The sequence below is a fragment of the Clostridium sp. OF09-36 genome (assembly GCF_003481985.1).
Lineage (GTDB): Bacteria > Bacillota > Clostridia > Lachnospirales > Lachnospiraceae > Brotaphodocola.
In genome coordinates, this window is record NZ_QUMD01000015.1 from 40011 (window position 1) to 55315 (window position 15305).

Genomic DNA, 15305 nt, shown 5'->3' on the forward strand with positions numbered 1-15305 from the left:
TCTGCCCCGTAATCGTAGAAATCAGTGATCGGGGTAACCGTATTATCTTTCTCCAGCTGGTCATATGATGATGAGTCAGCCTTCTTCGGGTCTATCTGGGTACCCCGTTTTCTTTCTTCCGGCGTACCTTCATCCCGGAGCCTACTGCATTTGTCTCAACTTTTCCTGCAGGTTCTTTCTGCTTTGCATACCACATAGCCAGGTTTGCGTAGTTGTGAGTCCAGTATTTGTTGCTATCCACCGGCTCCACATATACTTCCGTGGTAGTATGATAACAAGAATCTACATTCGTCAGTATTTCTGCCTGTTCCTTGACTGTGATATCATTCAGCTCCTCCGGTTTTTGCGGAATCTGTTCTTCTTTCTGAAGGAATCCCACAAGTCCGTCCGCATAGTTTGCCAGTTTTTGTCCATACTGCTGCGTTGTGTAATTACCCTGCATGGACACACCGGTGTTAGGAATTGTTTCCGTCTGAGCTGGGTCTACACTCGAATCGCTGCGTAATGCATTCAGCTTAAATGTCTTTCCATCCGGCGCAATATCGCAGACATTTCCCATTGCGTACCAGTCCGGATCTTTTCCATTGGTATGCTGTTCAATCTCGTCATGCTGCGGATCATACGCATTCGGAACCACATATTCATCGGTCTGCTCCGCGCTGCCCTTCACATTCACAAGACGTACAGCAATCTGGGTCGGATACTCATTCTTTTCGAGCTGAATGATATTCGGGTACTTACCTGCCAGATCAGCATCTCATCGTTCAATGGATCGCCCGGCTGTTCTGCCGTTGTACCCTTGCTGGAAAGCTCTGCATCAGAACTGGACGCCAGATGATCATTTCCATAGAGAGAACCTGTGGTGTCTTTTTTATAACAGAACAGGATTCGTCCATCCAGCGCTTCCGGAGTCTGATCAGCAGCCGACTTGTATGCGTTCCAGATATCCGTATACGGTATTGTGTAAACTTTCGAACCTGTTGCAGTCGGTGTTCCATTCTGGTAATCCGATTTCAGCTCCCCTACGGTATTGCCATCCGCATCCTGCTCATATTTCTGAACTGTAATCTCCACATTCATCAGATATGGCTTGATGCTGTCTGACATTTCCAGATAACGGCTGAAGAAACCCTTGTACAGGCCATCCCTGCGGCCGATATAGGGGAGTGTATCGCGCATGCTCACATAGTCTGCATGCGTGATTCTTCCATTCCAATCATCCCGTAAAGGCACCTCATCATAATGACCCGTTCTTGCCGATGCAATCTCGATTCCATCATGGTTCTGCTGGTAAATTCCAAGTCCATAGCCTCGCAGAAGTCCATAAGCCGGAACGTCAGAAGTATTCGGATAATTCTTCGTGATATCTCCACTCGGATCTGCAAACGGTGCCCCGTCAGCCGGCATGCCAAGTCCATTTTTCTGGCGAATCACCGGAGGGATTACATATATGGAAGCTGCATCCTCCAGATGTCCCGCATGCCATTCCGCATAAGAATATGTAGCACCATAACTTGTCTGATATGCATACCAGTCACGATAAGACCAGCTACTCTTTCCGTTTTCTGTTCCACTCGTTTTATTTAAGACGGTTTTATCCTTTGTTCTTGTTATCGCATCATCCTTACGGTTGATGGTAAGCGAGCCATTTCCTACCGGATCGCTGTTCTTAAACCACGCATCATAAAGTGCGGAACGCTGAACTCGGATATGGCTGACTTTATCCTGTGCTCTTACCTGATACGACGGATCCATTGATGTAGATGCATCCATATTGAACTGATTTCCCAGTTCCAGACGTGCCGCAACCTGAGCCTCCTGCGGTCCAACTTTCAGAACACGTCCTGCAATCTCCACGGAATGACGGGTATTCTGCTTCTGAACCTGATAGGTTTGATTGTATGGCGGATTATCCGTCTTGATTTTTTCACCTGTTTCATCAATATAAGTACTAATTGGCGGAATCTCCGGATCCTGGGGTTCCTGATACCAGGTTCCCTCATCTGCAGCAATTGCATCCCACAGGTTTTCCGTCTCGCCGGAGGCAGGATCTGCATTGATGGAAAGGTTCAATACTACTTTATCAATACTGCCTGTTTCTTTCACCAATGATGCAGTCTCATAATAGAGTGCATCGGATCTGGTGGCCGTTAACACACGGGCATCGTAGGCCGGAATCGTCTGATGTGTAAAACGGTCTGTATCCGTGGCCAGGAGATTGATACGCCACCAGTGTTCATCGCCATCCTCCGTTACATTCCATTTCTTTACCTGTACGTCTGCGTTAGTCTGCCACTGGTTTTTGGTAATCACATACGGATCTCCGTCAACCGGGTACACGGTAATATGGTTGAGATACGGGCGTAATGCAGGACGCAGTTTGACATAATATGCCTCAAACCTGTCAGACGGCAGAGATACTGCAATATCGACATTGGCCGCCGTATTGTAATCTGCGGAATTTGTTTCTACCTGTTTGACACCAGAATTCCACCAGCCCGCATACAGATTATTCGGATAGCCCGAATTGTAAATCTTATCATTTACACCAAGCTGCCGGAAATCTACCGTGTAGGCGGCAAGTGCCTTATAACCAATCTTCGCCTCTGTGTTATCCTTATAATAGTATGGATCTTCATGCGGCCATCTACCTGCTGGATGGCTAATCCAATACCAGGGAGTTGTTAATTTGTTTCTATTCTGATACTTTCCCCGTGTCTCATCTGTGAACCGCTTGGAATCCAGATATCCGGCTTCATCCTGCGGAGCGTCCTTAAATACCGCACTGATTGTTGTATCAAAGAACATTCTCGGTGTATACACGAAAGTCTCATCGGTATCACTGCGCTTATGATTCAGAACCGCAATCTCCGCAAAGTTATTTCCCTGCTGGTCCTGATATCCATTTACCAGATTTGTTGTATCCTGCTGCTCTGCTTTCTCATACTGCTCATAGGTATGACTGTACAGCAGGGTATCAAAGGTTCCAATGTTTTCTGTCTTCTGGGCATTCTGAAGCTTCTGTCCTTCTACAGCATTATCATTGTCCTTGATTTCCTTATCGCTGATTCCCACAAACACAACAGACTCGGAACCGGTCTGGGTCTGATCCATAATCGGATTTACACTCAGGCTTTCGTCCTCCTGTCCTGCTCTCATCGGCAGGAAATCAGAGCCCTCAATGATCACACTGGAAATGGTGGTCATGCCGAGTTTTGTTGTTCCATTCGCTGAGCTGATAAGCAGGGTTCGCGGAATGACCAGATCTCCTTCATAGGTCTGATACAGTCCCTTGCCCAGAGAAGCTACCTGAGACGGATTCGTCTTCTCAGTTTCCCGTTGCAGCGTTGTCGCCATGCCAGCAGGGGTTATATCGTTTCCATTCTCGTCATACAGCTTAAGGTTAAAGACACCGTTTCCATTGGTCTGTGCCGGATCACCGATTCCTTCTGTCGCACGCGGAAGTCTACTATACGGATCTCGGTCAGATGCAAGGTTTGACGGCTGCGATGGTGTGTAGCCATCACGGGTCAGAACCAGTTTCTTCTTATTTAATGCATCTACAATCGTGATCCGGTCGATCACCGCTTCCTCAAAGAGTTTGCTGCGGATGATCATATCCATGGTATGGAAACCACGATCTGGCTCGCCTTCATCCTGTCCCATATCCGGTTTCATCTCAAAGCGGAACTGCTCCATACGGGAAATACTGTCGTTGGTCAGGCCAAATACAGACAGATACTCTCTGGAGTACGGAACTACGTTGTACTGTGTATCCCCGTCTTCCGTATCTTTATTTTCCAGGATGCCTCCCGCACGCTTGTAGTAATAGCTTTCCGCATGAACCTTTGGTCGCGGTTCCTTCACGGAAAATGCCGCGGATACTTCCGGTTCAACGCCATCTGCACTCTGAATCAGACTGTTTGTTCCAGCTACATAATCTTTAAATGTAGCCTTTGCTGTCAGTGCATTGTCATAGCCATTCTTCTCAGCAAATTGCTGTGGATAGGTTTCGTAATCCGCATAACGGTTAATCTGACCATAAATATCTACCGCACCGCATTTATCATCTTTTACCTGACTTCCAAAGGAGCTGAATACCAGTTCTACGCAAACCGGATATTTGATGCATTTCTCCTCTGAACCCGGAACATACCAGGCATCGAATGGAATGGTGTAGTCAGGACCACACAGATTCAGCAGTTCACTGCGCTCAATTGTGCAGACATGCGGCGCATTTCCATCTGCGTCTGCACTTTCATTCGAAGACGCATATCCATATACCCGGATTTCCATCAGTTCACCGGTACTGTCCGCATCACTGCTCGTTGCCTTTGGCGGGCCGAATATATCCTTGTCCAGACGAATCTTTGTCATCTGGAAACCACGTCGGCGTTCTTCCTGAGGCGCATCCGCTTTCTCAGTGCCGGTTGTTTTATAAGGAGTATACTTCGGCTCATTGTCATTCAGCGGAAGTTCTACCCGCAGTATTGGCTGAGACATGGCACTTTCTGAATCATTTCCGAGGAGAATGTGATAATAGGTATCTTTCTCATTCTCGTAAGAAACATCTGTCAGCGTGCTTCCTTCTCCGCGGTCCTTTACTGCAGTCATTTTAATCGTAGCCTCAGACGGTGATAACAGCAGAGTTCCCTCACTTTGGGCACTGGACTGCAGTGTTCCCAGTTTGCTGCTTGTCTCATACAGGCAGCTCCAGTCTGCAGTCAGAGTGAGTTTCTTAATAGCATCTGTGTTGCTGCCAATATCGCCATTCCCATCTTCCGCATAAATATATCCACTCGGTGAACCCTTGATCATGAACAGGCTCTCATTCTTTTTTACATAAGTGTTATGGGAAGAAACCGGATCCTCATAACTGCTCTGGTAATGACCAACCGCCATAGAAACTGTTTTCACATGCTCTAACGGTTCCTGGGCAGTGTTCCACACGCTCTCCTTTACTTCCAGCTTCAGCTGTCCATCAGATTTGGTGATCAAATCCGAAGCTTTTACGGTTCTGGTCGTTTCTTCTCCTCGGCGCCCCCTATACGTCAATGTATACAGATAACTGTCCAGCGTAGCCTCTGTTGGGTATACGGAACGCTCTACGCCATCTGCTCCCTTCACCTTCTGAGCCTGAATCACCACCTGAGCCGCGACGTCCCCGTTTACCGGTCTATGTTCCTTTAAGGTGATGGTATCCAGACAGATATATCCTTCCCGTGTAATATTCGGGATCAGGAATTCATCTGAGGTAAGTTCATCCACCTCAAAACCACGAATGTAGGTCTGACCCTGACTCTCCGGTGTCTTGGTAACCGGAACTTCAGCTTTCACAATTCCGTAATATGCACGGCTGGCTCCTGTATTGCCAAGCTTTACTGCATAGTACGCTCTTCGTCCGCCTATGGTTGCATTGCGCTCTCGTTTGACATTATCCCGGTTGTCGTAACTCCAGCTTGAATTGGATGCTCCGTAAGGAAGTACCTTATTGGTCATGACAGCCTTGGCCGGACGGATATCAATATTCTGTACATATGTCTTATCCAGTGCCGGAGATACTTTCTCACTGCTGCTCCACTGCTGATAGCCCTTCGGGTTGGTGTCAGATGTAGTCTCTGGCAGCGCAGATTTTGCTTTCGTAGTGGCCGTCAGATTTCCACCATACCGATTCTGGTTCGCCTGCTTCTCATTAAAGGTTCCCGGATTTCCGTAAATACGGATCCAGTTCTGATGACTTACCGTATTAATGATGGGTTTCACCGCATTTATGTTATACCAGTAAGAACTATCAAATATATATGCACTTTCGGTCGGAGCTGCTGCTGCATAATCCTGTGAGGTTACATCAGGGATATGTTCATTGCCATAATAAATATCGTAACTAACCTCAATCGATGCAATTTTTTCACTTGTTACCAGATATGTTACATTTGCATCTGTCGACTGCGGCATCGTTTTTACTACTGCAATCTTCGGATTTCCATCCAAATCAGCAATCACCTGTCCGCCGCCAGTCTTCTGTCCAATGGTAGCAGATGTAACAGATGTTCCACCATTCGCTGCTGCCGCCGCATCGGTCACCATCTTTCTCAGCTGTGTTTCATTGTACGAAGCAATCTGAGCTCCGGACGCATCATAAAATGTCAGGGCCGGGTTCGTACCATACTCACAGATGTCCTTATCGATGCAAAGACCGGTCACGTCAAAACCAATATTTCCGGTACTCTCTGATACTATCGGAACATTCACACGGAATCGGGCATCCGGAATATCAGAGTAACTGCGGTCACTATACGGGCGATAGACACTCGCCGTATTGTTTCTATCCTGGAACAACTTATTTCCATAAGTAAAGAGATAACTGTGCTGGAATCTGTCATACATTGCCCGATCATCCACATTACCCAGTGGTGCATCTATGGAACGTTTATTCTCCGATGACGAATTATAATAGTTCGTATTGGCATTCGCTGTCCGACTACCGTAGTTCGGATTAAGCGGGGCTCCGCTTGCATCCTTGAGCTTTGTATCCTCAAAAATTGCCTGAAGGAAACCATACGGGTGCGGTTTTTCCACATACATTGTTGTCCTGTACGGTTTTGCGCTCTGAGCCGGACTTTTAGCAGGGCTGAAGATCTGTTCCAGACTCGTGTTTGCAGTATAGCCATAAAACTGAAGCTGTTCCGGGCGAATAAACGCAGCCTCGCTGTAAAGTCCGCTGTTATCCTCATAATCCGCATACACATTGGTGGTTCCGCAAACACGAATTTTAACTCCTTCTGCCTGCATTGTTGCGAAATCCGCATTGGAAGCCGCATTGCCCTTTACATTCCGGAAACGAATACGAATATAGCGTACACCATCCAGTTTCTTGCCCTGTTTCGCTTCCATCTGTGCTTTGGTAATAACAAGCTTTCCACCCTGCATATAGTTACTGATCGAATCGTTAACTCCATCCAGGTTTTCGTTGATACCGGCTATCACCAGAGTCTCCTCTTTCTTCAGTCCATAGTTGTAACCAACATCCTCGCCATACTGTATGTCATTAGACAGTCCGCCAAATTCCACGCTGTACACAGAACCATACTTACTCAGTTGATCCGCGTCAATGATAAGACTGTCAAACAGGAAACCGGCAGCGTTTCCGTTCGTATCTTTTACGCACGGCAGCTTAATGAACAAGGTTCCCATAGTCAGCATGTATTTTTCATAATTACTATTATTGCATGCTCCTATATAATAGTGGAACTCCTTCTCATGCTGATTGTATGGAACATAAATGGTCTGATCATGCTGGTCATAACCCATCAGTTTTGCGCGATCCGCAACATCCTGATATGCTTTATAGTAGGAATCTGCTACGAGATACGCATTATTTGCAGACTTCAAAACTGCGCAGAACACATCATTTGCTTCGGCATAGTATTCTCCTGCCTTGCGGATTCTGTCTGTGTCATCATCGTTCTTCGGCACACGATCTGTTACATCCTGCGGACGTTTTTCTTCCGTATGGAAGGATGCTTCAAACCGGTACTCACCACCATAGCTCGCCGCACCTTTTAATTCCACATTTACAGGATTTGCATCATCCACATCTCCATGGAAATTTTCAAAGATCACGGTAAACTTGGCCGGAAGCAGAATGGTATCCTGACCATCTCCGGCTGTGGTTGACGGAGTCTCCCACACCTTTTTGTCGATCACATAGTCTCCATTCTGATCTTTAAGGTTTGCGAGATCTTGACCACTGATAATCCTCTTTCCATTTCTCACAAGCTTGTTGCTGCTATCGTACTTATAACCCTCAATGATAACAGAACGAATCGCACCTGTCTTTGCCGGATCATCCGGGATTCGCAGTTCACTGGAAACAAATCCTTCTTTTCTGCCTTTCTGGAGCTGGTAATAATCATCCAATATTGTAGTGCCAGGCTGCGGATTCATTATTGCATCGGAGGTGAGTCCATCATTCACCCAGCTTGGGAACTGCACTTCCAAGACTCCGGCAATCAGAGCGGAGGCCAGGCCATCATTTACAGCCGGATCTCCACTGTTTGTAAGCTTGACAGAAATGGTCTGCTCTACACCAGCACTTGCCACACCGGCCTGAATGTATTTGTATTCCTTTGTTCCATTCGGGTGCGTAACTGCGTACTGCCAAGAGTAACCATTCGCAGAATCTCTGTAATTGCCGTTTGAAGTGCTGTTTTTCAGCCCCAGAACAACATTTGGATTTGGATCTACATACAGCTTTTTCACTCCAAGAGCATTTCCCTCGTCATCCAGTCCCAGATCTTCTCCTTTGTATACATACTTGACTGTTCCGGTACCTATAGTCTCTGCTGTAAAAGAGTTCTTCAGTTCCAGATCCTGCTCATACACATTGGAATGTCCGATAAGGCTGCAGTACAAACGCTTGTCCAGCGTTGTCGTCGTACCATCGCTGCCGATCTGTACGCTGTTTTCTGTCATCTGGTCATCCATATCGCTCAGCCAGATCACTACCCGGCCGATCTGCCAGGATTCCGCTGTCTCATTACTCTGCTTAAAAATATCCTCACGTTTAATGGTTAATATACCATTAGTAACATAATTTTGCTTCAGCTCTTGCCCTGTAAAAGTTGCCTTTGGCTTAGCATTTGCAGCGGTATCATCAACATCGTAAAATTTGATCTGGTCGATTTCTGCCCAGTTATCCGCAGAAGCGCCCAGCATATGTTTTACATCAAATTCCAGACAATCCAGTACAAAGCCCCGGTGTTTCAGTCCATCCGGAACATCATCGCCGTTCGTGAACATATCCAGGCCCAAATCTACCGTTCCGGTATACATAACTGCAGTAGAATCATTTCCTAATTTCAGATCATAGGAAAATTCCTGCTGGTACGGAACCGGCTGCTGTTTTGAGGAAAACGACTTTCCGTTATGACTCCAGGTTACCATTGCGTCGATGGTCGCTTAGCCATAACAAACTTCAGGATTCCATCATCCTCAAAGGTGTAAATATTTTCATCCTCATCCTTAAAGATCTGTCCAGTCAGGCGGTCTTTCCATCCAGTCACCTCAACCTTACTCGTACCGGTTGCTTCGCAAATGCTGGAGGAAGTTCCGTAAACGCGCATCCACAGATAATCCATGGGATCTTCGGCATCTCCGGATGTATTCTCATCGTCCGATGTTCCAAATTTATCTTTCAGATCATCGCTGGCCATAAAGGAGGCATAGGACAAGGTGAATGTTTCAATCTGACATCCGTTTTTCTTCTCACCCTCCAGATCAATATAAACAGAATCTACAACATACTCCTGATGAGGATTGATTCCCTGATTCGGATCTGTTACAAGGTAATCGCGCAGCAGCTCCGTTTTCGTATAGGTTACTTTCGTTCCGTCCGCATAGTTCAGGATCAGGATTGGCTGTTCTGTAAGAGTACCGTCATCTTCTCTCTTATAATGTGGTTTTCCCGCTTCCAAAAGCTGTCTGCTAATGCGGATTCCCTTTGTGAAGAACGCTGGTACCAGAGTATTCGGTTTTGCATCCTCGCTTTGATCAATTTCTTCCTTATTTAATTTGAAATTAATATCTACGTTGTAACCTTCTGCTGGCATCTTATTTTTCACCTGAATCAGGTAATTACCATAATCCAGCGTAATCGGTGTCTCCAGCTTATCCGGGTCCGTGTTATGTCTGTTTTTAATTTCTGTCTCGGCAAAAACATTAGCTTCAATCTGAGACTTTTCTACATGAGCCGGATCTGTGCTGAACTTTTTCTCTTTGTAGTTCATCACAGTATTATCCAGGTCAAAATATCCAACCTTATCTGTCAGCTGTCCCTGTTCCAATGCCACCGGCAAACGTTCATTCTTAAAAAGCAGAATGTTGAAGTTGGTATTGATCGTATTGACCCGCTGTCCTGCGATTCTTGACACACCAACCAAACGTACATTACCCAGGCAGGTTGTAAGCGGTACCCAGCAGCAGCGGTAATTGATACGCACCAGCTTCGGGTAAATCCCCAGCTCATCAAAGTAGTTCGTCAGATCCATAGAGTAGACGTTAGCCGGTTCTCCATTTATCGTCTCTGCTGTGTCGGACAGCAGTTTAAAATCACCGGTTTTCTCACGGTCTACCGGAATCCAGACTCTATTCTTATCAGATTCCTTGCCTGGTTCAACATATTCGATTACTGGATATTCATTCTGATCCCGATCTCCTACTATACCGACTCCAAGAAGCGGATCTGTTCCGCCAAGCCAATAATCTGCCGGGTTTTTTCCATCCTTACTATAATCGTCACTCAGGCGCTTAGGAAATACAAACTGGATTTCCTGAAGATCAAATGCATCCGGAAGTGTATCCACTACATTCGGACGATACATCGGAGCTGAAAAATTCAGTTTTAAATCGCCACTGGTTTTTGAGTTTGCAATTCCCACATTCTCTAATGTATAAACCAGTTTCTTTCCTGCGTAATATGCATCCGCCCACTGCAATGTTTTCTCACCGGATGGTTCATACTGTGGAAGCGTGAAATAGGTAGTCGCACTTGAAGTCTGTAACAGACGGTGTCCCAGGCCTTTTGTATCTGTTCCAGGCTGCTCATCGACTGTCCAGGTTCCAGACGGCTGTTCATCTGCAGTTTCGTCCAAAACCGCTGTATCTGCCTGAACCTGCGCAGAATCTTCTTCATCCAGTTCCTGAGTATCTGCGTTTTCTTCCGACTGCTCGTCTTCCTGTTTTTCTCCATAATGCAATGCTGCTTCCCGTTCTTCCTCCGGTCTGTCATCTATTAACGGTACTCCCGTATCCGCTACACGATGCTCATCTGAATTTTCAGCATTAGCCTCAATGGCTCTGATGGCCTCCTGACTTGCGATTCCATTTCCACCAAAATAAACATACGCATCTGATTGGACATCAATGTTTACGGTATCGCCCCGCTGCCCGTATACAGAACTGGTAAACGGAACGAACACACGGTATGCACGACTAATCTTTTTATCCGGATCTTTCGAATAGCCAGGTATATAAGGATCGCCGTTATCATTCTCACCAAACTGCGGTGGATACAGAGTCTGATTGCGCACACGGAACGTGAAATTAGCGCCGGTACTATGCCGGTAACCAATCAATTTTCCTCCTTTGGCTATCAGGTCATCAGGATTCTCTGTTTCCCAGAGATCTTTCGGAACATCCGTGACATCAACAATCACGGCACCACCGCTGTTATCATATTCTTCCGCGCGGTAATGTACATTCGACAGGTCATTGGCAATCCATTTTCCGGTATATGTTCTGTCATCGTCCTTATTGTCTGTCTCGCTCTCGTCTTTATTACTGTTCCAATAGTCCGGATTTTCCTGAATTGTGCCATCTTCTCCGCGATAATATCTCGTATACTGCCACGATTCTGAATATGCTTTCTCAGTTGTATCATAAGGTGGCTTTATGGTGATATCGTAATTGGAAAATATGGTCTCATCCGGAACCATGCGGTCTTCTTTCAATTCGCCATCTACAAGTCCGGAAGTATTTTTAATCGTCAGCAAATAGGACGCATAGTTATTCTTCTGCCATACCACAACCGGCTTTTCTTTTGTACCATTGATGGTCTTCAAAGAACAAGTCCAGTCAATATTGGAATATAGAAAACGAATAAAGGAGTTCGGATCGGTCTTCTTTGCTCCTGCTGTGCAGTTTGCTCCAAAATCATATTTATCTTTTTTCTCTCCGGTCGGCGTTGTAAAGCCTTCCATATCAATCCATGCCTGGCATTCAGCTTCCAATCCCTCTGGGATTTGATACTTTTCCCTATTTATTATGAAAAACTTAAAATTGGCTTTAATGGTCAGATGATCCGATGTTGATATGCTCTTCTGATATTTAAGTTTTACATTGCCCCAATAGTATCCCTCATCGCCAAGGACCTGCAGCATCTGAGCGCTGTTCGGCTCTAATACATACGGATATGTCGGGATCTGATCACCGTCGTACACATCAATGTCATAACTGGCTCCTGCTTCTTTCGCAGCTTCTTCCGCTTTTATTTCTGTCTCTGTTGCAGACTCTTCTGCCTTTGTTTCCGTTTCTGTCTCTGTTGCAGACTCTTCTGTCTTTGTTTCCGTCTCTGTTTCTGTTACAGACTCCGCTGCTTTTGTCGTTGCTTCTGCTTTAGACTCCTCTGCCTTTGTTTCCGTCCCTGCTTCTGTTTCGGACTCTTCTTTTTTCGTGTCTGTCTCCACTGCAGATTCTTTTGTTTCTTTTTCCGTTTCCTGTGCGGATCCAGCTTTTTCGGTTTTCTTTGCAGCTTCTGCTGTTGTTGTCTCTGCTTCTGCTGTAGATACCTCCTGCTCAGCATTTGAAGTATCTACAGTCGATTCTGATTTTTCCGCAGTTTTCTCATCCACAGCTGCAGCAGACCGACTGTTTTCAACGTTTACAGAATCCGTCACATCCGCTTCGTCTTCATCGTCCCATTCATCATACAGACTCTGCGTAGCTCCGTATCTACATACTCCCATCCATCAATACCAGAGAAATGAACCGCAACACCACCAACTACCTCCAGCCCATTGGCTTCTGCATATTGATACGGTCCCATAGGGTTTCCACTGCTGTCCAGTCCCACAAGTCTGGCAAAATATTTTTTTTCCGCCTCACTGTAGAAGATAACCGGCGTATCCACATGAAGTCCCGGCTTGTCGATGGTATATCCGCTTTCCTCTGTTGTAATCGTAATCGTTGTGTCCTGTGAAGTTAAACGCGACAGTGTAATCGCGTTATTTATCTGAGATTCATCTGTTTTCTTATATGAGATTGTAGCAAACAGCTGCGGGATATAAAGCTCATCTGTCGGATCATTCGCCGTTCCCGCGGCTTCTGCCGTTATGGTTCCACCTCCAATCTCAAATGGAACCTGTTCAATCGTCATGGTAGCCGCCAAAAGCCCTGCTACAACTTTTTTTCCATGCTTTCTTAAAAGTTCAAATTTTTCTTTTATCATATGTCAATGTCCCTTTTGTGCATAGTTAGCCTATTATTCTAGTATCTTTTATATTAAACCCATGCATAAAAAGTGTCAACAGAGTACACTGGTAATATTTTTTATTATTTATTTCCGGCAGCAATATCTTTGATACATTTTTTAAGTTTTTCGCCTATATTCGTCATAAGTGGCGTTTCCCCTTATCACTTTTTTATCTGTTTTTTCCATTTTATTATATTTTCATGTTTTCATAATTTTTTCTTAATATGTTTGTGTTTTTTATACGAAAAGTTTGTGAACTTTTTTGGTTAAAAAAGGACAGGTATTTGTATTTTTTCGCAGAGAAAAGCAGGCAGTTGTCCGGTTTCTGTATGAAAACCGGCAACTGCCTGCTTTGAAGACATGTGTTTCTTCCTTATATAAATGCCATTGTCCCATTCCATCTGGGGTATTGGCAGTGTTAGTTTTCCAACATTTCCATTTCTGGCACCATCAATGAAGTTACCCTCTTTCTTTTTTCTGCCTTAATGCCAAACCAATCAACCGGTCTGTCTGATCTGCCATAAACAGCGGAATGTTCAGCATATCATCATCCAGCTTCAGATTTGACCTCTACAGGAAAAATATCATTTTCTCGCTGAATCAGAAAATCCACTTCGTAAGGAGGATTTGTCTGTGTCCAGTACCGGGGAACCACTTCAAACTGAGTCACCAAAGTCTGAAGAACAAAGTTCTCCGTCAATGCTCCCTTGAATTCAGTGAACAGGCGGTTGCCCTCACCAAAGGCAGTCGGTGCCAGCTTCATTCTGTTTTCCCTTCCTGCAGGGATATTTACACTTAATTTTTCAAACACCCAATTGGTACAACATACACTCCGTCCTGACGGCGGTAAGCATAGTCACCGATACCAATTAAAACCATAAGAAATGATGGTACGTTCATCTTATCCGTGTCAATTTTTGCTTCCATGTTTTTTAAACTTGCTGCTCCCTCTTCAATAAGTTTGTCGCCGCCCAATTTTATTTCAATTAATCCATATTTGCCATTTTTCAAATGAATAACCGCATCGCATTCCTGACCATCCTTATCCCGATAATGGTAAACCTCTCCATTCAAAGCATCTGCAAAAACGCGTAAATCACGAATACAAAGTGTTTCGAAGAGAAAACCAAATGTTTTGAGATCATTCATAAGGTCTTTCGGTCCAATTCCCAATGCCGCAGCAGCAATAGACGGATCAATATAATACCTGGTATCCGAAGAGCGGATAGCGGTCTTAGAACGCAGATTCGGGTTCCACGCCGGCATATCTTCCACTACAAATATTTTACGGAGAGCATTAATATAAGATGCTACTGTTTCATCGCTCATTGAGCTTTCATCATTTGCAGACACATCCTGTGCAAGCACGGTATTCGCCACCTGGCTCCCCTGATTTCTGGCATAGGAACGCATAAGCCGCCGAACTTTTTCTGTGTTTTTCTGCACACCATCTGCCCGGTTAATATCAGAACGCACAACAGCATCATAGTAATCCATTGCCTGATCCAAAGCAATCTCATCCCTCATGTCCACTGCCTGTGGCCAGCCACCACGACATACCAGAAATGCCAAGCGATCAATGTCGAGTTCAGAAGCGCCATCAATTTCCAGTGCACCATCAAACAAGTCTTTTAAACTGACTTCACCAGTAGAGTCGCCTGACTCGTATAAGCTCATAGGCCGCATCGTCAGCCAGGTAAAACGACCGGTACCAGAGTGAGTAATTTCCTTAGTGTCGACCGGAACCGCAGAACCGGTAAGCACAAACTGCCCAAGTTCACCGCGATGATCAACTTCAAAACGAATGGCATCCCACAGCTTTGGTGCAATCTGCCATTCATCAATCAGCCGTGGCGCTGCACCTTTCAGTAACCGCTTGGGATTCAACTCAGACATGACAATGTTTTGTTCTTTCTTCTCTGGTTCATCCATATATAAGATGCTTGCAGCAATTTGTTCTGCAGTGGTAGTTTTTCCACACCATTTTGGTCCTTCAATTAAAACTGCTCCCTTGCCCTCCAGCTTGCGTGCCAGTATATCATCCGCAATTCGTTTTCTATACTTTTTCATTTAATGCCTCGCTTCCACTCATAATATCCATAGTATATCCCAAAATTATGTGCATTTCAATATTTTTCGGTATGTTGGCATAAAATCACTCGGTATGTTGGATAATTTAGGACCGGAATGTTAGCTTGTTTTTAATCGGAATGTTGGCTTGTTTTTAATCGGAATATTGGTGCATTTTGATTAGAAACTTGGCACTGATCATCTG

At 45.2% G+C, this 15305-nt stretch carries 5 protein-coding genes and 1 pseudogene; all 6 read right to left on the minus strand.

The features are described 5' to 3' along the window. Positions 1–91: 91 nt before the first annotated feature. A complete protein-coding gene (locus tag DXA97_RS12430) occupies positions 92–676 on the minus strand; it encodes a hypothetical protein (RefSeq protein WP_118720399.1) in 585 nt (194 codons plus the stop codon). After that, on the minus strand, positions 673–8946 hold the full coding sequence (locus DXA97_RS12435; RefSeq protein ID WP_118720401.1) for a hypothetical protein: 8274 nt from the start codon (positions 8944–8946) through the stop codon (positions 673–675). Before DXA97_RS12435 ends, DXA97_RS12430 begins: the two co-directional genes overlap by 4 nt. After that, on the minus strand, positions 8940–12524 hold the full coding sequence (locus DXA97_RS12440; protein ID WP_147355568.1) for a hypothetical protein: 3585 nt from the start codon (positions 12522–12524) through the stop codon (positions 8940–8942). The genes DXA97_RS12435 and DXA97_RS12440 overlap by 7 nt, the downstream gene beginning before the upstream one ends. Beyond that, positions 12452–13006, minus strand: a complete 555-nt coding sequence (locus DXA97_RS12445) for a hypothetical protein (protein ID WP_118720405.1) — start codon at positions 13004–13006, stop codon at positions 12452–12454. Before DXA97_RS12445 ends, DXA97_RS12440 begins: the two co-directional genes overlap by 73 nt. Positions 13007–13489: 483 nt before the next feature. Next, positions 13490–13796: pseudogene (locus DXA97_RS12450) on the minus strand (DUF4143 domain-containing protein); the annotation flags it as partial. Positions 13797–13825: 29 nt separating this feature from the next. Beyond that, a complete protein-coding gene (locus DXA97_RS12455; protein ID WP_118720407.1) occupies positions 13826–15100 on the minus strand; it encodes a DUF4143 domain-containing protein in 1275 nt (424 codons plus the stop codon). Between the last annotated feature and the right edge of the window lie 205 nt (positions 15101–15305).

Excerpts from the sequence above, each read along its gene's own strand:
- DXA97_RS12435 (WP_118720401.1), bottom strand. The coding sequence starts at position 8,946 with ATGGTAACCTGGAGTCATAACGGAAAGTCGTTTTCCTCAAAACAGCAG.
- DXA97_RS12440 (WP_147355568.1), bottom strand. The coding sequence starts at position 12,524 with ATGGGAGTATGTAGATACGGAGCTACGCAGAGTCTGTATGATGAATGG.
- DXA97_RS12445 (WP_118720405.1), bottom strand. The coding sequence starts at position 13,006 with ATGATAAAAGAAAAATTTGAACTTTTAAGAAAGCATGGAAAAAAAGTT.
- DXA97_RS12455 (WP_118720407.1), bottom strand. The coding sequence starts at position 15,100 with ATGAAAAAGTATAGAAAACGAATTGCGGATGATATACTGGCACGCAAG.